This is a genomic window from Bradyrhizobium sp. UFLA05-108, assembly GCF_059803455.1.
Genome location: NZ_JBANAZ010000024.1, coordinates 55083 through 78058, shown reverse-complemented (window position 1 = coordinate 78058; position 22976 = coordinate 55083). Strand labels below are relative to the sequence as shown.

19 protein-coding genes are annotated in these 22976 nt (G+C 65.9%); 5 read left to right on the top strand and 14 right to left on the bottom strand.

Annotation, left to right across the window (positions count from 1 at the left end; translation table 11 throughout):
• Nucleotides 1–5: 5 nt before the first annotated feature.
• Nucleotides 6–899 (bottom strand): LysR family transcriptional regulator, encoded by an 894-nt coding sequence (locus tag SO140_RS19175; RefSeq protein WP_284261668.1) that lies wholly within the window; start codon nucleotides 897–899, stop codon nucleotides 6–8.
• Between the two features lie 227 nt (nucleotides 900–1126).
• Between SO140_RS19175 and SO140_RS19170 the strand changes: the two genes are divergently transcribed.
• The 5 genes from SO140_RS19170 to SO140_RS19150 are packed head-to-tail and all read left to right on the top strand — an operon-like array spanning nucleotide 1127 to nucleotide 7092.
• Nucleotides 1127–1603 carry a formate dehydrogenase subunit gamma gene (locus tag SO140_RS19170; protein WP_474797081.1) on the top strand — a complete coding sequence of 159 codons (477 nt, stop codon included), beginning with the start codon at nucleotides 1127–1129 and terminating at the stop codon, nucleotides 1601–1603.
• Nucleotides 1600–3156, top strand: a complete 1557-nt coding sequence (locus tag SO140_RS19165; RefSeq protein WP_449381490.1) for a formate dehydrogenase beta subunit — start codon at nucleotides 1600–1602, stop codon at nucleotides 3154–3156. The genes SO140_RS19170 and SO140_RS19165 overlap by 4 nt, the downstream gene beginning before the upstream one ends.
• A 10-nt stretch (nucleotides 3157–3166) precedes the next feature.
• Nucleotides 3167–6040, top strand: coding sequence for a formate dehydrogenase subunit alpha (gene fdhF, locus SO140_RS19160; protein ID WP_498542942.1), 2874 nt, complete (start codon nucleotides 3167–3169; stop codon nucleotides 6038–6040).
• Between the two features lie 4 nt (nucleotides 6041–6044).
• A complete protein-coding gene (gene fdhD / locus SO140_RS19155) occupies nucleotides 6045–6869 on the top strand; it encodes a formate dehydrogenase accessory sulfurtransferase FdhD (RefSeq protein ID WP_449381488.1) in 825 nt (274 codons plus the stop codon).
• Nucleotides 6859–7092 carry a formate dehydrogenase subunit delta gene (locus SO140_RS19150; RefSeq protein ID WP_449381487.1) on the top strand — a complete coding sequence of 78 codons (234 nt, stop codon included), beginning with the start codon at nucleotides 6859–6861 and terminating at the stop codon, nucleotides 7090–7092. Before fdhD ends, SO140_RS19150 begins: the two co-directional genes overlap by 11 nt.
• Here the strand turns inward: SO140_RS19150 and SO140_RS19145 are convergent.
• The 13 genes from SO140_RS19145 to SO140_RS19085 all read right to left on the bottom strand — a co-directional run bounded on the left by SO140_RS19145 (nucleotide 7067) and on the right by SO140_RS19085 (nucleotide 22867).
• Nucleotides 7067–10033 (bottom strand): bifunctional [glutamine synthetase] adenylyltransferase/[glutamine synthetase]-adenylyl-L-tyrosine phosphorylase, encoded by a 2967-nt coding sequence (locus SO140_RS19145; RefSeq protein ID WP_498542941.1) that lies wholly within the window; start codon nucleotides 10031–10033, stop codon nucleotides 7067–7069. The genes SO140_RS19150 and SO140_RS19145 overlap by 26 nt on opposite strands.
• Nucleotides 10030–11490 (bottom strand): sensor histidine kinase, encoded by a 1461-nt coding sequence (locus tag SO140_RS19140; RefSeq protein WP_449381485.1) that lies wholly within the window; start codon nucleotides 11488–11490, stop codon nucleotides 10030–10032. Before SO140_RS19140 ends, SO140_RS19145 begins: the two co-directional genes overlap by 4 nt.
• Nucleotides 11474–12154, bottom strand: coding sequence for a response regulator transcription factor (locus tag SO140_RS19135; protein ID WP_449381507.1), 681 nt, complete (start codon nucleotides 12152–12154; stop codon nucleotides 11474–11476). Before SO140_RS19135 ends, SO140_RS19140 begins: the two co-directional genes overlap by 17 nt.
• A 274-nt stretch (nucleotides 12155–12428) precedes the next feature.
• Nucleotides 12429–14006 (bottom strand): Do family serine endopeptidase, encoded by a 1578-nt coding sequence (locus tag SO140_RS19130; RefSeq protein WP_498542940.1) that lies wholly within the window; start codon nucleotides 14004–14006, stop codon nucleotides 12429–12431.
• A 193-nt stretch (nucleotides 14007–14199) separates the two neighbouring features.
• A complete protein-coding gene (locus SO140_RS19125; protein ID WP_449381483.1) occupies nucleotides 14200–14679 on the bottom strand; it encodes a cytochrome c-type biogenesis protein in 480 nt (159 codons plus the stop codon).
• A 4-nt stretch (nucleotides 14680–14683) separates the two neighbouring features.
• The gene (locus tag SO140_RS19120) at nucleotides 14684–16666 is read right to left on the bottom strand and encodes a heme lyase CcmF/NrfE family subunit (protein ID WP_449381482.1); all 1983 of its coding nucleotides are present in this window, start codon (nucleotides 16664–16666) and stop codon (nucleotides 14684–14686) included.
• Complete coding sequence (ccmE, locus tag SO140_RS19115; protein WP_498542939.1) at nucleotides 16663–17154, bottom strand: cytochrome c maturation protein CcmE; 492 nt, start codon at nucleotides 17152–17154, stop codon at nucleotides 16663–16665. The genes SO140_RS19120 and ccmE overlap by 4 nt, the downstream gene beginning before the upstream one ends.
• Nucleotides 17155–17185: 31 nt before the next feature.
• The gene (gene ccmI, locus SO140_RS19110; protein ID WP_498542938.1) at nucleotides 17186–18292 is read right to left on the bottom strand and encodes a c-type cytochrome biogenesis protein CcmI; all 1107 of its coding nucleotides are present in this window, start codon (nucleotides 18290–18292) and stop codon (nucleotides 17186–17188) included.
• Nucleotides 18293–18425: 133 nt separating this feature from the next.
• Nucleotides 18426–18695 carry a hypothetical protein gene (locus SO140_RS19105; RefSeq protein WP_449381479.1) on the bottom strand — a complete coding sequence of 90 codons (270 nt, stop codon included), beginning with the start codon at nucleotides 18693–18695 and terminating at the stop codon, nucleotides 18426–18428.
• A 101-nt stretch (nucleotides 18696–18796) separates the two neighbouring features.
• Entirely contained in the window at nucleotides 18797–20191 is a 1395-nt protein-coding gene (locus SO140_RS19100) for a hypothetical protein (RefSeq protein WP_498542937.1), read from the bottom strand.
• A gap of 161 nt (nucleotides 20192–20352) precedes the next feature.
• On the bottom strand, nucleotides 20353–21729 hold the full coding sequence (locus SO140_RS19095) for an ATP-binding protein (RefSeq protein ID WP_449381477.1): 1377 nt from the start codon (nucleotides 21727–21729) through the stop codon (nucleotides 20353–20355).
• An 80-nt stretch (nucleotides 21730–21809) separates the two neighbouring features.
• The gene (locus SO140_RS19090) at nucleotides 21810–22484 is read right to left on the bottom strand and encodes a response regulator transcription factor (RefSeq protein ID WP_449381476.1); all 675 of its coding nucleotides are present in this window, start codon (nucleotides 22482–22484) and stop codon (nucleotides 21810–21812) included.
• Nucleotides 22485–22714: 230 nt separating this feature from the next.
• Entirely contained in the window at nucleotides 22715–22867 is a 153-nt protein-coding gene (locus SO140_RS19085; RefSeq protein ID WP_449381475.1) for a hypothetical protein, read from the bottom strand.
• Nucleotides 22868–22976 lie beyond the last annotated feature (109 nt).

Sequence of the window (22976 nt, the reverse complement as noted above, 5' to 3'; positions counted from 1 at the left end):
CCCGATCAGGATTGCAGGGTCGGCGCCACCTCGCGTGCGACGTTGACGAGCGCGGCGATCAGCGGCGTCATCGGGTCGCGCTGCGGGATCACGAGGCCAATGCTGTAGTTGACCTCGGGATCGATGATCGGAATCGAGCGGACGGTGTCCGCAAGACCGAGCGTCTCGGCAAGCTTCGCCGGCATCACGCTCGCCCAGCGCCCCGTCTTCACATGGGTGAACAGCACCAGCAGCGAGTTCGACGTCAGCGTCGGCGTCGCCTCGGCGTTCACCGAGCGCAGCGCGCGGTCGATGATGCGGCGGTTCTGCATGTCCGGCGTCAGAAGGCACAGCGGCACCTTGCCGACCTCGGCCCAGGTCACCGTCTCGCGGTCGCCGAACATCGCATCCGGCGCGGTCAGGAGGCGATAGCTCTCGTTGTAGAGCGGGATGGTGCGCACCTTGCCGATCGGCTCGTTCTCGATATAGGTCAGCCCCGCATCGACCTCGAGATTTTCGAGAAGTCCCAGCACCTCGGACGAGGTAGTCGACTGGATGCGGAAACGCACCTCCGGATGTTTGGCGCGGAACGGCGTCGTCAGCGAGGCCACCATGCCGAGCGCGGTCGGGATCGCCGCGATGCGGATCTCGCCGGAGAGCTTGTGCTTCAGGCCGTTGATCTCGTCGCGCATGGCGCGGGCGTCGCCGACGATGCGCCGCGCCCAGTCGAGCGCCCGCTCGCCTTCCGGCGTAAAGCCCTGGAAGCGCGAGCCGCGCTGGACCAGCATGACGCCGAGGATCTCCTCGAGCTGCTTGAGCCCGGTCGACATGGTCGGCTGGGTGACGCCGCAGGCCTCTGCCGCGCGTCCGAAATGCCGCTCCTTGGCGAGCGCCAGCAGAAGTTCAAGCTTGTCGAGCAACCGCTATTCCCCTGGAATTCTGTCGTGGCATGCAAGCTATCACGGCCGGCTCCCTCCAACACGCGAAAACGGGCCGCGGCAGGAACAATCATTCGATTTTCATATCAGCCAATTGCAACGACCGATCGATGCGAATTCCCGATCGCAGCATGAGACAGCTTTATTGATTCTCGAACGATTCCAAATACTCATGGAGGGGTCGGTCACCCTCTGATTGAGAATGAAGAATGACGGGGATTCACGAGCCTTGGGACGAAACGCGCGGCGCTGAGATCATCGCCGAACATGCCGGACAGGAGGGCGCGACGCTGGTCATCCTCCATGCCCTGCAAGAGGCCTTCGGCTATGTCCCGGAAGCCGCCATCCCGATGGTCGCGCAGGCGCTCAACCTGTCGCGCGCCGAGGTTCATGGTGTGTTTACCTTCTACCACGATTTTCGCCACAAGCCTGCCGGCCACCACGTCCTCAAACTCTGTCGCGCGGAAGCCTGCCAGGCTGCCGGCGGCGATGCGCTGGCCGCGCGCGCCGAAGCGAAGCTTGGCGTCTCCCTGGGCAACACCACTGCCGATGACCGGGTGACGCTGGAGCCGATCTACTGCCTCGGCCTGTGTGCCACCGCGCCTTCGGCGATGCTCGATGGCCGCCTCGTTGGCCGCCTCGACGAGAAGCGCCTCGATGCGCTGGTTGCGGAGGCGCAACGATGAAAATGCGCATATTCGTTCCCCGCGATGCGGCTGCCGTCGCTGTCGGCGCCGACGATGTGGCCGCAGCGCTCGAGCAGGCTGCGGAGAAGCGCGGCCTTCCAGTTGAGATCGTCAGGACCGGCTCACGCGGACTGTGCTGGCTGGAGCCGATGGTCGAGGTGGCGACCCCGCAGGGTCGTGTCGCGTACGGCCCTGTCAGCCCGGAAGATGTCTCCTCCGTGCTCGACGCCATGGCGAACAACGGACAGCATCCCCTGCGGCTCTGCGTCGCCGACGAGCTTCCCTGGCTGAAGCGCCAGACCCGCCTCACCTTCGCGCGCTGCGGCGTGATCGATCCGCGCTCGCTCGAGGACTATCGCGCCCATGACGGCTACAAGGGCCTCGAGCGCGCGCTGTCGCTCGGCCCGGATTCGATCCTCGCTGAGGTCACCGCGTCCGGCCTGCGCGGCCGCGGCGGTGCAGGCTTTCCGACCGGCATCAAGTGGAAAACAGTCGCCCAGGCGAAAGCCGATCGCAAATTCATCGTCTGCAATGCCGACGAAGGCGACAGCGGCACGTTCGCCGACCGCATGATCATGGAGGGCGATCCCTTCCTGGTCATCGAGGGCATGACCATCGCGGCGATCACGGTCGGCGCCACCAAAGGCTACATCTACATCCGCAGCGAATATCCGCACGCCGTCGAGGCGATGAACGCGGCGATTACGGCGGCACAGCGCGGCGGCTATCTCGGCACGAATATCGGTGGGTCCAGGCACAGCTTCGATCTCGAAGTGCGCGTCGGCGCCGGCGCCTATGTCTGCGGCGAGGAGACCTCGCTGCTGGAGAGCCTCGAAGGTCGCCGCGGCATCGTGCGCGCAAAGCCGCCGTTGCCGGCGCATCATGGTTTGTTTGGCAAGCCGACCGTCATCAACAACGTGCTGTCGTTCGCCGCCATCCCCTTCATCCTCGCCGAGGGGGCCAAGGCCTATGCCGATTTCGGCATGGGCCGTTCGCGCGGCACGATGCCGATCCAGCTCGCCGGCAACATCCGCCATGGCGGACTGTTCGAAACCGCGTTCGGCGTGACGCTCGGCGAGCTCGTCGATGACATCGGCGGTGGCACGTTTACGGGCCGACCGGTCCGCGCGGTGCAGGTCGGAGGGCCGCTCGGAGCCTACTTCCCCCGTGCGCTGTTCGACACGCCGTTCGACTATGAAGCCTTCGCCGCCCGCGACGGCCTGATAGGCCATGGCGGCATCGTCGTGTTCGACGACAGCGTCGACATGCGCAAACAGGCGCGCTTCGCGATGGAGTTCTGCGCCATCGAATCCTGCGGCAAGTGCACGCCGTGCCGGATCGGCTCGACCCGCGGCGTCGAGACCATCGAGAAAATCATGCGCGGCGAGCGCGTGAGCGAAAACCTCGCCCTCGTCGAGGACCTCTGCAACACCATGAAATTCGGCTCGCTCTGCGCGCTCGGCGGCTTCACGCCCTACCCCGTGCTGAGTGCCCTGAAACATTTCCGGGAAGATTTTGGCCCGGCACCGGCCACGCTTCAGGCCGCGGAATAGGAGAACAACGATGTCTCTGATCGAGGAAATCGACTTCGGCACGCCGCGCTCGAAATCGGAAACGATGGTCACGCTGACCATCGACGGCAAGCAAATCTCGGTGCCCGAGGGCACCTCGATCATGCGCGCGGCGATGGAAGCGGGCCACCAGATCCCGAAGCTGTGCGCGACCGACATGGTGGATGCATTCGGCTCCTGCCGCCTCTGCCTGGTCGAGATCGAAGGCCGTGCGGGCACGCCGGCCTCCTGCACCACGCCCGCGATGAACGGCCTCGTCGTGCACACCCAGACCGAGCGGCTGAAGAAGCTGCGCAAGGGCGTGATGGAGCTCTATATCTCCGACCATCCGCTCGACTGCCTCACCTGCGGCGCGAATGGCGATTGCGAGTTGCAGGACATGGCCGGCGCCGTCGGCCTGCGCGACGTGCGCTACGGCTACGAGGGCGAGAACCACGTCTTCGCCAAGTCCAATGGCGATGTGAACCCCGCCTGGATGCCGAAGGACGAGTCCAACCCCTACTTCACCTATGATCCCTCCAAGTGCATCGTCTGCTCGCGCTGCGTCCGCGCCTGCGAGGAAGTGCAAGGCACCTTCGCGCTGACGATCTCGGGCCGTGGCTTCGACAGCCGCGTCTCGCCCGGCATGAGCGAAAGCTTCCTCGGCTCCGAATGCGTCTCCTGCGGCGCCTGCGTGCAGGCCTGCCCGACCGCGACCCTGACGGAAAAGTCGGTGATCGAGATCGGCCAGCCCGAGCATTCCGTCGTCACCACCTGCGCCTATTGCGGCGTCGGCTGCGCCTTCAAGGCCGAGATGCGCGGCGAGGAAGTCGTGCGCATGGTGCCCTACAAGGACGGCAAGGCCAATCGCGGCCATTCCTGCGTCAAGGGCCGCTTCGCCTGGGGTTATACCAACCACAAGGAACGCATTCTCAAGCCGATGATCCGCGAGCGGATCGAGGATCCCTGGCGCGAAGTGTCCTGGGATGAAGCGTTTTCCTTCGCCGCCGCCAGGATGCGCGGCATCCAGAAGAAATACGGCCGCGACGCGATCGGCGGCATCACCTCGTCCCGCTGCACCAATGAAGAGACCTATCTGGTGCAGAAGCTGATTCGCGCCGGCTTCGGCAACAACAATGTCGACACCTGCGCCCGCGTCTGCCACTCGCCAACCGGCTACGGCCTCGCCACCACCTTCGGCACCTCCGCCGGCACGCAGGGTTTCGACTCGGTCGAGGACACCGACGTCGTCGTCGTCATCGGCGCCAACCCGGCCTCCGCCCACCCCGTGTTCGCCTCACGCCTGAAGAAGCGGCTCCGGCAGGGCGCAAAACTGATCGTGATCGATCCGCGCCGCACCGAGATGGTGGAATCGCCTCACGTGAAGGCGCTGCACCTACCGCTGATGCCCGGCACCAACGTCGCTGTCATGACGGCGCTGGCGCATGTCATCGTCACCGATGGCCTCGTCAACGAAGACTTCGTGCGAGAGCGCTGCGACTGGAGCGAGTTCGAGGAATGGGCGGCGTTCGTCGCACAGCCGAAGAACAGCCCGGAGGCGACCGCCATCCTCACCGGCGTCGATCCCAAGGTGCTGCGCGAAGCGGCGCGCACCTACGCCACCGGCGGCAATGGCGCGATCTACTACGGGCTCGGCGTCACCGAGCACAGCCAGGGCTCGACCACGGTGATCGCGATCGCCAACCTCGCGATGGCGACCGGCAATATCGGCCGCCCCGGCGTCGGCGTGAACCCGCTGCGCGGCCAGAACAACGTGCAGGGCTCCTGCGACATGGGCTCGTTCCCGCATGAGCTGCCCGGCTATCGCCACATCTCCGGCGATGCCGTGCGCGACCAGTTCGAGGCGATGTGGAACGTCAAGCTCAATCCCGAGCCGGGCCTGCGCATTCCCAACATGTTCGATGCTGCGGTCGAAGGCACGTTCATGGGGATCTACGTGCAGGGCGAGGACATCCTGCAGTCCGATCCCAACACCTCGCACGTTGTGGCGGCGCTCTCGGCGATGGAATGCGTCATCGTCCACGACCTCTTCCTCAACGAGACCGCCAACTATGCCCATGTCTTCCTGCCCGGATCGAGCTTCCTCGAGAAGGACGGCACCTTCACCAACGCCGAGCGCCGCATCCAGCGCGTCCGCAAGGTGATGACGCCGAAGAACGGTCTGGCTGATTGGGAGGTCACCATCGGGCTTGCGAAGGCGATGGGCTTCGAGATGAACTATAGCCATCCATCCGAGATCATGGACGAGATCGCGGCGCTGACGCCGACCTTTGCCGGTGTCTCCTACGCCAAGCTCGACGAGCTTGGCTCGGTGCAGTGGCCCTGCAACGCGAAGGCGCCCGAGGGCACTCCGGTGATGCATATCGACGGCTTCGTCCGCGGCAAGGGCAAGTTCGTCGTCACCGAATATGTGGCGACCGACGAGCGTACCGGACCGCGCTATCCGCTGCTGCTGACCACCGGACGCATCCTCAGCCAGTACAATGTCGGCGCGCAGACCCGCCGAACCGACAACGTGGTCTGGCACGCAGAAGACCGGCTCGAAATCCATCCGCACGACGCCGAGCAGCGCGGGGTGCGCGACGGCGACTGGGTGCGGCTGATGAGCCGCGCCGGCGAGACCACGCTGCGCGCGGAGATCACCGACCGCGTCGCACCGGGCGTAGTCTACACCACCTTCCACCACCCGGACACGCAGGCCAACGTCATCACAACGGACTATTCGGACTGGGCGACCAACTGTCCGGAGTACAAGGTCACCGCCGTGCAGGTGTCGCCGTCCAACGGACCGTCCGACTGGCAGAAGGCCTATGACGCGCAGGCGCGGCACTCGCGCCGCATAACGCCCGCTGAAGCCGCGGAGTAAGCGCATGCATGTGGCGGTCCAGGCCATCGATCGGGATATCTGGCGCGACGGTGCGACCTCAGGCGGGACGCGGCTGATCCCGGAGGAGACACCGCTCGCGCTGACCTATAATGGCGGCACCTATGCCGTCATGATGGGAACGCCGCAGAATCTCGAAGACTTCGCCGTCGGCTTCAGCGTGAGCGAAGGCATCGTGAAATCCGCCGACGACATCCAGACGCTCGAGGTGGTTCGCCTCGATGACGGCATCGAGCTCCGGATGTGGCTGGCCTCGGAAGATGCCGGACGCATGAGCGAACGGCGGCGCCACATCGCTGGGCCGACCGGCTGCGGCATCTGCGGCATCGAGTCGATTGCGGAGGCCGTGCGGCCCGCCGCGGTCGTGCCGCAGGGGCAAACCTTCACGCCGGAGCAGATCATGACGGCGATGCAGGGCATTGCTTCCCTACAAGCGATCAACATGCAGACCCGCGCCGTGCATGCCGCTGCGTTCTGGTCCCCTGCCCGCGGCATCGTCGCGCTGCGCGAGGATGTCGGCCGCCACAACGCGCTCGACAAGCTTGCCGGCGCGCTGGCGCGCAGCCGCACGGATGCAAGCGGCGGCATGGTGCTGCTGACGAGCCGTGTCTCGGTGGAGATGGTGCAAAAGACGGCGGCGATCGGCGCGCCGGTGATGGTCGCAGTCTCGGCGCCCACTGCGCTTGCCGTGCGCACCGCGGAGGCCGCCGGCATCACGCTGATTGCCATAGCCCGGCAGGACGGATTTGAAGTGTTCACGCATGGGGGCCGCGTGGCCTGCCGTGCCACGGAGGTTGCCGATGTCGCCTGACCGCCTGATCTACATGGCCAACCAGATCGGCAAATTTTTCCAAAGCCAGGGCCATGACAAGGCCGTGCCGGGGATCGCCGAGCACATCAAGAAGTTCTGGGACCCCCGGATGAAGCGCGCGATCTTCGCGCATCTCGACGGTGGCGGCGCCGGGCTGGAGCCTCACGTCCGCGAGGCCATCGTATCGCTGAAAGAGGCTACTGCCCTTCCAACAGCGCCTTGAATACGCGTCGCACCTCGCTCTGCGTCTCCTTCACGCGAGCTTCCAGCGATGAGAAGTCCGGCGTATCACCGGCACGTGCCATCACACGCTGCAAATCGACACCGGCAGTTTCCGGCTTGAAGCGGTCGCTGACGCAGAGGCGCAGGATCTGGGTCAGATCGTGGTAAAGTCGCGCTGCCGCGCGCAGGATCTCGGTCTCCGAGTGCGCCAGCACGCCGAGTCTTGCGGCGTTCTCCAGCACCTGCATGGTCGAGACATCGAGAATCCCCGGCTTGTCATACGCGTGGACGAGCTGGAGATATTGCGCGATGAAGTCGATATCGACCATGCCGCCGGCGGCATATTTGAGGTCCCAATAGTCGGTCTCGCCCTTCTCCTGCGCGATCGCACGGCGCATGTCGGCGACGTCGTTGGCGATAGTGACGGGATCACGGCGCCGCGTCAGCACCTCGCGGATGACGGTCTCGATCCGCGCGCGGAACGCCGGCGAAGCCGACACGACGCGGGCGCGCGTCAGCGCCATGTGCTCCCAGGTCCAGGCTTCGTGGGCCTGATAGTCGGCGAAGGAAGCGATGCTGGAGGCCACCGGGCCTGCGCGGCCCGACGGTCGCAGTCGCATGTCGATCTCGTAGAGCACGCCGTAGTTGGTCCGCGTCGTGAAGGCGCTGATCAGGCGCTGGGTGAAGCGCGCGAAGTAGTGCGCCCCCTGGAGCGACTTTGGTCCGTCTGAATCTGGATTTTCGCTGTCGAAATCATAGAGCAGGATCAGGTCGAGATCGGACGCCGCCGTCATCTCGCGACTGCCGAGCCGGCCCATGGCGATGATCGCGGTCTCCTGCCCCTTGATCCGACCATGCTGGGCGGCGAAGCGATCGGCGACGAGTCCGTGCACGGTGTGCACGATGCCCTCCGCAACGTCCGCGAATGCCGTGCTCGCGTGCTGGGCGGAGACCGTGCCCGAGAGAATGCGCGTTCCGATCAGGAACAGGCTCTCCTGGCCGAACAGGCGCAGGCGGTCGAGGAACTCCTCGTAGGAATCCGCATCGCGCACTGTGGCCGCAAGCCGTGCCGATAACTCCCGCTGGTCCGGCATGGCGCCGAAGAAGCGCGGATCAATCAGGCCGTCCATCAATTGCGGCTGCCGCGCCAGCATCTCGCCGAGCCGGGGAGCAGCGCCCAGAACCAGCGCCACGAGGGCAACGAGATCGCGGTTCTGGCTGAGCAGCGTGATCAGCCGCCCGCCGCGCTGTAGGGCCTGGAGGAAATGATCGAACGCCGCGACAGCGCGGTCCGGGTCCTCGGCATGGGCAAGGCCGTCGATCAGGGCCGGCACGAATTCGACGAAGGCGCCGCGGGTCGCTTCGTTACGGAAGACACGGTAATCGCCGGTGATCCAGCCGCGTACCGTCTGTCCGACGGCGGCCGGCTTGTTGAATCCGAGCGTCGCCAGGTGCTGCAACAGGCGCGGATCGTCGGGACCTGCACCATAGTCGATCGCAGGCAGCTTGGCCGTACCGGTCGGATCGCCCTCGAACAGTTTTTCGTAGTGCCCCTGGACGATCTCGAGCTGGCGCAGGAGGTCGCGCGCAAAGGCCTCGCGACTTTCATAGCCGAAGAACCACGCCAGGCGCTCCACGGCCTCCTTGTCGTCGGGCAAGGCGTGGGTCTGCTCATCGGCGATCATCTGAAGGCGATGCTCGACCCGGCGCAGAAACTGGTAGGCGGCAGTCAGCTCGTCGCGCGCCTCAAAGGTGATCCAGTTGCTGCTGGCGAGCACGTCGAGGGCGGTCAGTGTCGGTCGCACCCGCAATTTCGGATGACGGCCACCCGCGATCAACTGCTGGGTCTGGGCGAAGAATTCGATCTCGCGGATACCGCCGCGCCCGACCTTCACGTTGTGGCCCTCGACCGCGACCTCACTCTGGCCGCGATAGGTCTGCATCTGCCGCTTCATGTCGTGAACGTCGGCGAGCGCGGCGAAGTCGAGATGCTTGCGCCAGACGAACGGCGCGATGTCGGCGAGCAGCGCCTCGCCGGCCTTCAGGTCGCCGGCGCAGGGCCGGGCCTTGATCATGGCCGCGCGCTCCCAGGTGCGCCCTTCCCGCTCGTAGTAGTGCAGCGCGGCGTCGCGTGAGATCGCAACTTGCGTCGAGGACGGATCGGGACGCAGCCGCAGATCGACGCGGAACACATAGCCGTCATAGGTGCGCTGTTGCAGCAGGCGCGCGAGCCCCTGCGTCACCCGCACGAAGAAAGGCTGCGGCTCGATGTCGGGCGCAAGCGTCGTTGCGTCGGGATCGAAGAACACGATCAGGTCGATGTCGCTGGAATAGTTCAGCTCACCCGCGCCCATCTTGCCCATCGCCAGCACGATCAGGCCGCAGCCCTCTTCCGGAGCTTCCGGATTGGCCGGCAACAGCTTGCCGCGTGCGACGTCCTGCCGCAGCAGGAACCGGAGCGCCATCTGGACCGACGACACAGCGACCTCGGTCAATGCCGCCGTCACCCGCATCACCGGCCAGACCCCGCCGATGTCGCAGAGCGCGATCAAGAGCGCCGCCTCCGATTTCATGCGGCGGAGCAGCCGCGTCACCTCGGCTTCCTCGGTGGCGGCGAGCACGGCGCGCCTGGCGTCGTCGATCAGCGACGCCAGATGCGCATCGGGATCGCACGCAAGCAGCCGGATCAGTCGCGCCGGATCGCTGCGGATCAGGTCGAACAGATAGGGCGAGAATTCTGCGATGCCGGCCAGGATTGGACGAACGAAGGGACGATCAAGCAGCGCCGCGATCGCAGCCGCATTCTGCGGCTCGAGTTCGGCGAGCCAGTCACGAAGGCGTTGTTCGGCGGTATTGGAAGCGGCAACATGGGGGCCTTCCGCGAAGCGTGCGGCCAGACTTCCACCATGCTTGTCCGCGTTTCCCGGCGCGGAGAGATTCATGCCACCTTCTGTGGCACATCCGGTATTGCAGGAGCAACCCTGTCGCCGGCCCCGGCGCGGGCGGGCAGGACCAGCGTGGCGACGAGGCCCGGATGGGCATCGCCCAACTTCAACTCACCGCCATGCAGTGTTGCAACCGCGGCGGCAAGGCTGAGACCCAGGCCCGAGCCCGGCAGCGTCCGGCTCGCCTCGAGCCGCACGAAACGTTCCACGGCATGCTTGCGATCACCTTCCGGGATACCAGGGCCGCGATCGGTGACGCTGAGCAGCACGTGATCGCCTTCGCGCCTGGCCTCGATGAGGATCTGGCGACTATCCATGCTGACCACGGTTCCCGCGGACTGCGCGGCCGGCTTGCCATACTTGATCGCGTTCTCGACGAGATTGGCGAGCGCCTGGCTGATCAGCTCGCGGTTGCCATGAACCGGCGTCGGCTCGGCCTTCACCTTCAACGTCATGCCGTCGTCCTCGGCGAGCGGCTCGTAGAGCTCATGGATGCCGCTGGCGACGTCGGAGGCGTCGAAATCGTCCATGTTGCCGCGGGCCTGGCCGGACTCGGCGCGGGCGATCATCAACAGCGCGTTGAAGGTGCGGATCAGCCCGTCGGATTCCTCGATGGTCCGCTCCAACGCCGCACGATAGTCGGCCTCGCAGCCGGACTTGGCCAGCGCCTCCTCGGCGCGGTTGCGCAGGCGCGTCAGCGGCGTCTTGAGATCATGGGCGATATTGTCGGAGACCTCCTTCAAGCCCACCATCAGCGCCTCGATGCGCTCCAGCATGGCGTTGAGATTTTCCGCGAGCCGGTCGAGCTCGTCGCCACTGCGCCCCACCGGCAGGCGCTCGCTGAGATCGCCGGTCATGATGCGATGCGCCGTGCCGCTCATCGCGTCGATACGCGTGAGCACGCGGCGTGCGACGAAGATGCCGCCGCCGAGGCCGAGCACCACGACGATCAGGATCGACCATTGCGCGGCCTTGGCGACGATGCCGAACAGGCGCCGCCGCTCGGCGAGGTCGCGGCCGATCAGAAGGCGGAAGCCGTTTTCCAGTTCAGTGACGCGCACGAGTGCGCGATGGTCGCGGTCATCAGCATCCTCAATGCGCCGGTAGGCGGTCTCCGACCAGCCGCGCGTCGCCATCACGCCCGGTGCCAGCGAGCCGACATTGCCGGCAATCGCCTGCCCAGTCGGCGTGGTCACGAGATAGAGGTTGGCGCCCGGACGCAGCGCCCGATACTCGATCGTGCGCACGAGGCCGAACATTCCGCGGCGGCCGTAGATCGCGTTGATCTCCGAGGTCTCGGCATTCACCGTCTGCGTGATCTCTTCGGTGATCAGCCGCCGCGTGTTCCAGGCGAAATAGCCGAGCAGCGATGCGGCAAACACCGCAAACAGAAACAGGTAGACCAGCGTCAGCCGGAACGCGGTCGTTCGTATCAGCTTACCGAATGCCGTCACGAATCATGTACCCCGCGCCGCGGATCGTGTGCAGCAGCGGCCGATCGAACCCCTTGTCGATCTTGGAGCGCAGCCGCGAGATGTGCACGTCGATCACGTTGGTTTGCGGATCGAAATGATAGTCCCAGACGTTCTCCAGCAGCATGGTGCGCGTCACCACCTGCCCTGCATGCTTCATGAGATATTCGAGCAGCCGGAACTCGCGCGGCTGGAGCGTCAGCTCGTCCTTGCCGCGGGCGACGCGGTGGGAGAGCCGGTCGAGCTCGAGATCGCCGACGCGATAGACCGTGTCCTCGGCTGGACCGCCGCGGCGGCGCGACAGCACCTCGACCCGCGCGAGCAGCTCGGCGAACGAGTACGGCTTCGGCAGATAGTCGTCGCCGCCGGCACGCAGGCCCTTGATGCGGTCGTCGACCTGCCCGAGCGCGGAGAGAATCAGCACCGGCGATGAATCGCCCTTGTCGCGCAGGGCGCCGATCAGCGACAGGCCGTCGCGCTTGGGCAGCATGCGGTCGACCACCAGCACGTCGTAATCGCCGCTCTCGGCCATGGCGAGGCCTTCCTCGCCGTCAGAGGCGTGGTCGGCGATGTGACCGACTTCGCGAAACGCCTTGACGAGATAATCGGCGGATTCGCGGTCGTCTTCGATGATGAGGAGGCGCATCGTGCGGTCGGCAGCGGTCAAGGAGGTCAGCCCTTCTGTCAACATGGCGCGGTCGGCAATCGCATGCAAGCGGAGCGGAAGATTCTCGAACCGGGAAAAGAGCGGGCGGTGAAGCTGGGGGACCTCACCGCCCTTAGGCCCTTCCGACGGAGGGGGGCGTATTCCACCGGAAGGTAGGATGGGGAAGCGGAGTTGCTCCGCTCCCCGGAAGGAAGCCCGCGGCGGGGGCGACTAATGCCGACGGCTCCCTTCATCTCTTGAGGCCTCCCGACCCTCAGCCCTTGGCAAGGGGGACTGCGACGAAGCGCGACTGGCCGCCGCTCTTCACGCGCATCAGGACGCTGTTCTTGTTGTCGGTGCGCGCCGCGTTGATCGCTTCGCGCACGTCGCCGGCGGTGCTCACGCTCTTGCCGGCGACCTCGAGAATCACGTCGCCTTCCTTGAAGCCGCGCTCGGCCGCGGCGCTCTTCGGATCGACCTCGGTGACCACGACGCCGTCCTTGCCGGCGCCGGCCACGCTGTTGGCGGGGGCAACCGTCATGCCGAGCTTCGGCACGTCGGTGCCGCGGGTCGGCGCCTTGCTGTTGTCGTTGTCGGTGTCGGCCTTGGCCTCGACCGTGTTCGGCAACTGGCCGAGCGTGAGGTTCAGGACCTTGTCCTGGCCCTTGTGCAGCACGTTGAGCTTCACGGTCGCACCGGGCGCCATGCCGCCGATGGTGCGGGCGAGCTCACGGGCGTCCTTGACGGACTCGCCGTTGACCGAGGTGATGACGTCGCCGGACTCGATGCCGGCCTTCGCCGCCGGGCCATTGGCCTGCGGCTCCGCCACCAGGGCGCCTTCGGCCTTCTTCATGCCGAGGCTGTCGGCGATGTCGGAGGTCACGGGTTGGATCTGCACGCCAATCCAGCCGCGGCTGACCGAGCCCTTGTCCTTGAGCTGGGCGACCACGCTCTTCACGGTCGCGGCCGGAATCGAGAACGCGATGCCGACGCTGCCGCCGGACGGCGAATAGATCGCGGTGTTGACGCCCATCACCTCGCCGTCGGTGTTGAAGGCCGGACCGCCGGAGTTGCCCTTGTTCACGGGCGCGTCGATCTGGATGAAATCGTCATACGGACCGTTGCCGATGTCGCGGCCGCTGGCCGAGACGATGCCGGCGGTCACGGTGCCGCCGAGGCCGAAGGGATTGCCGACCGCGAGCACCCAGTCGCCGATCCGCGGCTTGCCGTCGGACAGCTTTGCGAAGGAGAAGTTCGAGCCGCCCTCGACCTTGATCAAGGCGAGGTCGGTGCGCTGGTCGGTGCCGATTACCTTGGCGCTGTAGGTCTTGCCGTCGTCGGTCGTGACCTCGACCTTGTCGGCGCCGTCGACCACGTGGTTGTTGGTCACGGCAAAGCCGTCGGCCGAGATGAAGAAGCCCGAGCCCTGGCCGGTGACGGCACGCCCGCCGCCGCGCGGTCCGCGCAAGCCGGGGATCCCGTCCTGCCCGCCGAAGCGGCGGAAGAAGCGCTCCATCGGCGAGCCCGGCTGGAACGGCGAATCATCACCGTCATCGTTGCTCGCGGTCTTCTCCTTGATGTTGACCTTCACCGAGATCACCGAGGGTTTGACCCGCTCGACGATATCGGCAAATCCGATCGGACGTTCGACCTTCTTGACCTCGTTATTGACCTGCGCATGCGCCGGACTCGAGAACAGGTCGGACGGCGACGTCGACGGGCTGAAGCCGTAGGCGGCGACGCCCAGGCCGGCGACCACCGAGGCCATCAGCGCGAGCTTGCGGGCAACGAGCAGCGACCGGCGCGGCTGCCGGTACGACGGGAGGGACGAAAGATCGGGACGTTCGGTCATGCAGGGGATCTCCAGGGCCTTGAATTCCTTTTGGCGCTGCTTGGACAGCGCCTTACGGCCCTGAAGATGGTGATTGGCGCCTTACAGCGCGCTGGCGGCGGGGTTAAACTTTTGTAATGATGGGCAAATACCGGTGCGGCAGAATGGCGCAGGCCGAAAATGATGATTTTGCAGGAACTTAACGGAGGTTCCTTCAGCTCGATTTCGCCTCGTCGGACATCAGTGCCGCCAGCTTCGCTTCCTCGTCAGGGGTGAGCGGCGGCGCCACATTTGCAGCGCCTTGCGGCCGGCGCCGAATCTGAAGCCAGAGCGCGATACCGCCCGCGCCCAGCGCGAGCGGCGTGAGCAGCCATAGCAGCAAGGTCTGCCGTTCGAAGCGCGGCTTCAGCAGGACGAACTCGCCATAGCGTGCCACCAGGAAATCGATCACCTGGGAGTTGCTGTCGCCGGCCGCGATCCGTTCGCGCACCAACAGGCGCAGGTCGCGCGCGAGTGGCGCCTCGGAGTCGTCGATCGACTGATTCTGGCAGACCATGCAGCGCAACTCGCGCGACAATTCGCGCGCACGCGCCTCCTTCGCGGGGTCGGCCATGATCTCGTCGGGCTGCACGGCGTAGGCTACGGGCAGCCCCAAAAATGCAAGCGCAAGGATCGCTGCGATCGTCCGGCGCATCGGATCACTCCGCCGGCTGCAAGCGCTGCTGCGCGCGCGCCGGTTTTGGCGCGCCAACGCGCAAGCGGCGGTCAGATAGCGACAGCACGCCGCCGAACGCCATCAGCACCGGCCCCCACCAGATCAGCAGCACGAAGGGCTTGTGATAGATGCGCACCGCGATCGCGCCTTCGGCGGTAACGTCGCCGAGCGAGATGTAGAGCTGGCTCGCGCCGCGGGTCAGAAGCGCAGCTTCCGTGGTCGAGGAGCCGCGCGTGGTAAAGCTCCGCTTCGACGGTGTCATGACGCTGAGCACCTCGCCATCGCGGCTGACGTCGAACCGCGCGATCATCTCGCCGAAATTCGGGCCCTGCCGCTGGAACAGCCCATCGAGCTTCAGCTCGTAGCCGGCGACCTTGGCGACGTCGTTGGGCTTCATGGTGCCGATATATTCGCTGTTCCAGGTGGTCTCGCAGACGATGCCGATCAGCGCGATGCCAAGGCCGGCATGCGCGAAGGCCGTGCCCCAGACCGAGCGCGGCAATCCGCGCGCACGCCGCACCGCCGTTCCGAACGGCGCGCGGAACAGGCCGACGCGTTCGACGAGATCGGTCACCGCGCCGAGGATGACAAATACCGCGAGCGCGATGGCCGGAGGCGCAAGCGCGCTGCCGCCATGCGCCCAGGCCCACACCAGTGCCAGCGCCAGCAGCGCGAGGAGGCCGGCGGCCAGCAGACGCTGCGCGGCCCCAAGCAGATCGCCGCGCTTCCACGCCAGCATCGGGCCAAAGGGAACGGCAATCAGCAGCGGCACGAACAGCGGCCCGAAGGTGAGATTGAAGAACGGCGCGCCGACCGAGATCTTTTCGCCGGTCAAGACTTCCAGCCCGAGCGGATAGAGGGTTCCGACCAGCACCGTCGCGCAGGCCGTGGTGAGGAAGAGGTTGTTCAGCACCAGCGCGCCCTCGCGCGAGATCGGCGCGAACAGCCCGCCCTGCTTCAGCGACGACACGCGCGCCGCATACAGGCTCAGACTGCCGCCGATGAAAACGCAGAGGATCAGCAGGATGAAGACGCCGCGCGTGGGATCGCTGGCAAAGGCATGTACGGAGGTGAGCACGCCCGAGCGCACCAGGAAGGTACCGAGCAGCGACAGCGAGAACGTCAGGATCGACAACAGGATTGTCCAGACCTTCAGCGCATTGCGCTTCTCCATCACCAGCGCCGAATGCAATAGCGCGGTGCCAGCGAGCCACGGCATCAGTGAGGCGTTTTCGACGGGATCCCAGAACCACCAGCCGCCCCAGCCGAGCTCGTAGTAGGCCCAGTAGGAGCCCATCGCGATGCCGAGTGTCAGGAATATCCAGGCAACGAGCGTCCACGGCCGCACCCACCGCGCCCAGGCGGCATCGATGCGACCTTCGATCAGCGCTGCGATCGCAAACGAGAACGAGATCGAGAAGCCGACATAGCCGAGATAGAGCATCGGCGGATGCACCGCGAGGCCGACGTCCTGGAGCACCGGATTGAGGTCGCGCCCCTCGATCGGTGGGTTGGCGATGCGCAGGAACGGATTCGAGGTGATCAGGATGAAGAGATAGAAGGCGCTCGCGACCCACGCCTGCACGGCGAGCACATGGGCGCGCAGCGACAGCGGCAGGTTGTTGCCGAAGGCAGCGACGAGGCCGCCGAACAGCGCCAGGATCGACACCCACAGCAGCATCGAGCCTTCATGGTTTCCCCACACACCGGTGATCTTGTAGATCAGCGGCTTCATCGAGTGGGAATTCTCGTAGACGTTGGCGACGGAGAAATCCGAGGTGACGTGCAAGGTGACGAGCGCGACGAAGGACGCGCCGACGAACAGTAATTGCGCAAGCGCCGTGGAGCGCGCGACGTTCATCAATGCGGGGTCGCGCAGCCGTGCGCCGATCAGCGGCACGAAGGACTGGATCAGCGCAAGGCCCAGAGCGAGCACCAGGGCGTAGTGTCCGGATTCCGCGATCACCGTACGGCTCCCTGCGGATTGCCTTGCGCAGTCGTTGCTGCCGGCCTGGCGCCGTAATCATCTTTCCAGTGCCCCTGCTTCTTCAGTGCATCGGCAACGTCCTTGGGCATGTAGGTCTCGTCATGCTTGGCAAGCACTGTGTCGGCCTTGAACACGCCGCTGGCGTCAAGCGCGCCTTCGGCGACGACGCCCTGCCCTTCGCGGAACAGATCGGGCAGGATGCCCTTGTAGGCGACCGGTAGTTTTGCGCTGCCGTCGGCGACTTCGAAGGTCACCGCGAGATTGTCGCCACGCTGCAGCGAGCCCGGCTGCACCAGGCCGCCGAGGCGAAACCGCTTGCCCGGCGCGATGTGCTTCTCGGCGACCATCGTCGGGGTCGAGAAGAACACGATGGAGTCGCGCAGCGCGTTCAGCACCAGTGCTGCGGCGAGCGCGAGCACGGCGAGTGATCCGCCGATGATGGTCATACGTCGCTGCTTGCGCGTCATGGCTGGTTTCTTTCCGCCCTTCCTGCGATCGTCATCCGTCGAGCCCGAGATTCTTCAGGCCTTCATTGAGCTGGCGCAGCCGGTCGGCGTCGTTGGCTACCGCCTCGCGGGCATCGCTGAGCGCGCCCTTCGCCTTGTCGCGCTCGCCCATCACGACGTAGGCACGCACCAGGCGCAGCCAGCCGTCGACGTCATCGCCGTTCTGCTTGAGCCGGTTGGCGAGCCGCTCGACCATGCCGCGGATCATCGCGCCGCGGTCGCCTTCGCTCATGTCCTTGGCCGCTGCGATCGTGTCGTCCGAGAGCGCCGGCGCGGCGCTGCCGCCGCCGACCCGTGCCAGCGAGGATTGCACGAGCGCACGCCAGGGCGCGTCCGGCGGCGCTTTCGCAAGCACCCCGCGCCAGATCGCGGCCGCATCATCCTTGCGGCCATCCTGCTCAGCGGCGAGACCGAGAAAATAGTTTGCCTTCGGCTCCTCAGCATTGAGCGCGTGCGCGCGCTCGAATTCCGCCTTGGCTTCGGCCGTCACGACACCGCCGGCGGCGGCCAAAAGCGCCTCGCCGAGATCGGACCTTCGCTCCGCGCTTTCGCCATTATAGGTGAGCGAATTGCGATAAGCGCGCACCGCTTCATCATAGCGGCCGAGCCGCTCCAAAACCGGCGCAAGCACGTTCCAGCCGCGACCGTCGGTCGGATTCTTCTCAAGGTGCTGCTCGACCTGCGCCACCATGGTCTCGAGCGACTGCTGCATGCCGGGGGCGCGATCGCGTTGCGCCAGCGGAAAGTCGTGCAGCCTCGGCGAGCCAAGCGGAACGTAGACCAGGATCGCGACCAGCGGCAGGCCGAGCAGCGCCAGCACGGCCGCCGCGCGGCGCCATTTCAGGTTCGACCGGCCGTCCGACGCAGGCTCGCTGCTGGCCGCGGCCAGCAACCGGCGACTGATCTCGATCCGCGCAGCCTCCGCCTCCGGCGCCGCAATCAGGCCTGCGGCAAGATCGTGCTCGACTTCGGCAAGCTGGTCCTTGTAGACGGCGACCTCGCTGCCTCCGCTCTGCGCGCGGCCGGCACGGCCGAGCGGCCAGAGCACAGCGAAAATCGCCGCGACCGTCATCAGCGCGAACACGAACCATAGCGTCATCGGGCAAGCTTCCGGCAGCGCGTCATCCCGCGCCTCTCACGTGGCTTTACACCACGCTCAAGCGGGGCGGCAATTGACAATTGTCAATTTGGCGCGACCGAGGATGGGGCCGAAACGGAGACAATCCAACGGCTTAGGCGATCTCGAATTCCGCGCTCTGCGCCGCGTCCTCGCCGTGCCCGTTCAGCGCCTTCAGGAAATAGGTTCCCGGCCCGACCGTTTCCGGCAGCCTGATCCGCAACGCGCCGACCGGAACGGGAGAGGCGATCGTCGTGACCGGATCCGGCAATTGCCGGCCACTCGCCTTCTCGACCAGCACCACCTTCGCCCTGACCATCATTCTGCGATAGGTCGCCGAAATCACGCGGTTCTCGATTTCCACGAAGCTGATGACGGGTTTCATGCGCCTACGAACAGGGATTCCGACGACTTGAGCGTGGACCGTACGTTCCGTCACCGGCCTCGTCAACCACAAATTGCAGGTAAGCTGCGATACGCTTAAATTTACCCGGCGCGCGAGGATTTGCGCTCGCCGGTCAGCGCGCTTTCGGCCGCCCGGCTCATCAACGAGGCGTAGTCGTCGCCGAACAGCACTTCGCAGAAACGGATGGCAGCGGCCATCTGCTGCTGGCGATAGGCCCGGACCTTGTGGTCGGCGGCGCGCAGCGACTGCACCAGAGACTCCGTTGACCGTTCCACATATTGCTGGAGGTCCGAATAGGTGCGCAGCGTCACCTCGTTGATCGCAAGCTCGCTGGCATAGTTGCGACAGGTCGCGACGAAATCGATCAGCGCGGCTGTTTCCTCGACCTCGGTGCTGTCGACGCGGGCGCCCGGCGGAATGTCCTTCTCCGCGCGCTGGCGCAGGATGCGGCGGACACGGCCCGGCACGCTGTCGATCTCCGATTGCAGGGCGTTGGAGATATCGGCACGGATCGAAGTGAGCTGCTTGCCCCACGTGGAATCGTTGCGCAGATCGAGCTCGGTGCGCAATCCGCGCACGCCGTCATGCAGCGCCTTGAGATTCTCGGCGATGTTGTCAAAGCGGCCGCGCTTGATGTCCAGCCGCAGCATGGCGGCGAGACAGGACAGGTCATGCAGGGCCATTGTGACCGCCACGCCGAACGGCGTCGCGGCGACGCGGATCTCGTCGTCGGAGGCCGCCATCTTGATGGCGAGGCGGATGATCTGCCAGGGCGCCGTCAGCCGCTGGATCACCATCGACAGCGCAAACGGCAGCATCTGCGGCGTCTGCAGGACGGGAACGTTGAGCGCGGCCGTCACCGAGCCGATATGGGAATCGCCGAAAGCACGCAGGAACCGCGGCAGCTTCTCATTGAGGCTCGCGATAGCCTCCCGAACCGCGAGCACGGCACCGACCGAGTAGAGGTCCTCGATGACATTGGGCGGGCCAACGCGGGCAAGCGCGCGTGACTTGTCGCCGCCGCCAGGCCCCGTCAACTCGAAGATCGCGTCGGCCGCGACCGCCTGGATCTTCAGGGCCAGAGCCTCTCCGCCGTCGCCGGTAGGCAGCCGGGAAAGCGCGGCGTCGATCTCACTCACCTTGGCAGGGGCACCATCGCGGCCAAGCCATTGCCAGATCGGGAGCAGCGAGGAGCGGCGGATTTGTCCAAGGCGGATCGGAATGCCGGCCTCGACGAGGAACGGTTCCAGCGGCTGGTAAAGCAGGCGCGACAGATCCTCCGTGCGCGGCGCGGCGTCTTCATCGGCCTCGGTCTTGCGCACGATCTTACGCAGCTGCTCGAGCACGAGGGTGGCCACCGCCGTGTCCTGGCCGCGCTCCAGCGCGCGCTCGAACTCCCGCATCAGCAGCGCCTGCGACTGCGGCGGGAGCTGCGCGAGATAGTCTCTCAGCCGCTCGATCGATGTCTGGCTCATGCGCCTGGTAATGCACGGTCACGTGGCGGACGAGGGATGCGTCCGGGCGCGATCATAGGAGCCGGCGCGTTAAGAAGCCGTTTAGGAAGTTACCCAGCGGGGTGGCGTTTTGTGTCGAAACCTGCCTTTCCGGAACGGAGAAAGGCGCGCGGGAACAAAGGCTAAATGCCGGGGAGCACCAGTTCCGCCCGCAAGCCCCCGATCGGCGCGCTGCCGAGGGTCAGACTGCCGCCGTAGAGCGCGGCGAGGTCGACGACGATCGACAGGCCGAGACCAGATCCCGGCTTGGACTCGTCGAGCCGCTGCCCCCTGCGCGAGACCTGCGCCCGCTCGGCCTCGGACAGGCCACGGCCATCATCGTCGACGATGATCCGCAGGCGTGGTCCGGCATCGGGCTTGCCGGACGCGTCCACCAGCACCTCGATGAAGACACGCGAGGCCGCCCATTTGCAGGCATTGTCGACGAGATTGCCGACCATCTCCTCCAGATCCTGCCGCTCGCCGCGAAATTTCGCGACGGGATCCGCCTTGGCCTCGACGGCGATGCCGCGCTCGCGATGGATCTTCTCCATGGTCCGACGCAGCGCCTCGATGGCCGGTGCAACCTCCGTCACGGTGCCAACGATCGAGACCCTGGCCGCGATGCGGGCGCGCTCCAGGTGATGGGCGAGCTGGTCGCGCATGACGTCGGCCTGCTCCATGACCTTCTCCGCGAACGGATCGGCAGCGTGGGCGGTGGCCTCGTTGACGATCACCGAGAGCGGCGTCTTGATCGCGTGCGCGAGATTGCCGACATGGGTGCGCGCGCGCTCGACGATCTCGCGATTGGCCTCGATCAGCGCATTGGTCTCGCGCGCGAGCGGCGCGATCTCGACGGGGAATTCACCTTCCAGCCGCTCGGCACGCCCGGAGCGGATGTCGGCGATTGCCTCAGAGATGCGCTTGAGGGGCGCTAGGCCGAAGCGGACCTGGAAGACCGTGGTGAGCAGGAGCACGATACCGAGCGCCGTGAACGTGCCGCCGAGGTAATAGTCGAAGCTGCGCGTCTCGTCGAAAATCTCGGTGGCATCGCCCGCGACGCTGACCAGGAACTTGCCGTCGGCGCCGAGATCGACCGGCCGCTCCACCATCCGCAAGGTCTGACCTTCCGGCCCATCGACATAGCCGAGCCGGATGCCGGCCGCAGTCAGCTCGACGCCCTGCTCCTCCAGCTTCGGCAGCTTCTTGTCCCATAGCGAGCGCGACGAGCGCACCTCCGGCTTTTCGGTGTCGGTGCGCGTGATCTGCCAGTACCAGCCTGACAGCGGCAGCTCGAACAGCGGCTCGCCGAGCGACTGGAATTGACGGTCCGGCGGCTCATCGGGCGTGGCCACCTCGGCAATCAGCGTGCGCAGGTAGAGATTGAGCCGGCGGTCGAAGGCGCGCTCCGTGGCGTTCTTGTACACCGATGACAGCACGACACCGGTGATGGCCAGGATCACCACCAGCCACGCCGTCGCCGACAGGAACAGGCGGTTGGCAAGCGAGCTAGCGCGCATTGGATCGATCCCGGCAGGCGCAGGACGGCAGGTGGTCGGAGACGGTCATAGGTGACCAAGACCCCGGTCGCGCCGCCCGGTCAAGTACCAGGCGCAGCCGGTGGGGTCAGGAGATAGCCGAGGCCACGGACGGTCTGGATGATATCGACGTCCAGCTTCTTACGGATGCGGCCGACAAAGACCTCGATGGTGTTGGAGTCGCGGTCGAAATCCTGATCGTAGAGATGCTCGACGAGCTCGGTGCGGGAGACCACGCGCCCGGCATGGTGCATCAGATATTGCAGCAGCCGATATTCGTGCGAGGTCATCTTCACGGGGTTGCCGGAGACGGTCACCTTGTTGGTTCGGGTATCCAGCGTCACCGGTCCGCAGGTCAATTCGCTCTGGGCATGACCGGCCGATCGCCGCAGCAATGCGCGGATGCGCGCCAGCACCTCCTCGAGATGGAAGGGCTTTGCGACGTAGTCGTCGGCGCCGGCATCGAAGCCCTGGACCTTGTCGCTCCAGCGGTCGCGCGCGGTGAGGATCAGGACGGGCATGGCGCGTCCGTTGCGGCGCCAGGCCTCCAGCACCGAGATGCCGTCCTTCTTGGGCAGGCCGATATCGAGCACCACAGCGTCATAGGGCTCGTTGTCGCCGAGATAGTGCCCCTCCTCCCCGTCGAAGGCGCGGTCGACGACGTAGCCGGCGTCGGTCAGCGCCTTGGTGAGCTGGCGATTGAGATCGGGGTCGTCCTCAACAACAAGCAGGCGCACGCTTCTCTCCAAGAATAGTCCGAAAGGGATGGACTGCGGAATCTACTGCCAAGATGATCAATCCTGGCGTGAACTGAATATGAACGCCGGGAACTGGCAAATGTTACTTTTTCGTCATGAAGCCGACACGACAGCGCCCGCCATGCGGCCGGGCAAAACCGGCCGTATGGCGGGCGCAATTTGCCGCGTTCCGCGGCGAGTCGGAAGCGCTGATCGCAGCTAGCCGGCGCTCAGGTCCGGAAGAACACGAACCAGATGACGCCGAGGATCAGGATCGCAAGTCCGGTCGAGACGGTGAGCAACGCTGCGACCGACGGACCGGGCTCGCCCTGGCGCGCTTCGGTCGATGTTTCGATGATCTGATCGTCGCGTCTCGTAGCCATGGCAACCCTCAACTGCCGGGGTGTCGCGTCCAAATGCCGCGACCTCCTCGCGGCCTCTCGTGACGTGCGGCGGGGCAACGTCTGATCGCGAACGATGTTCCGGTCCGGA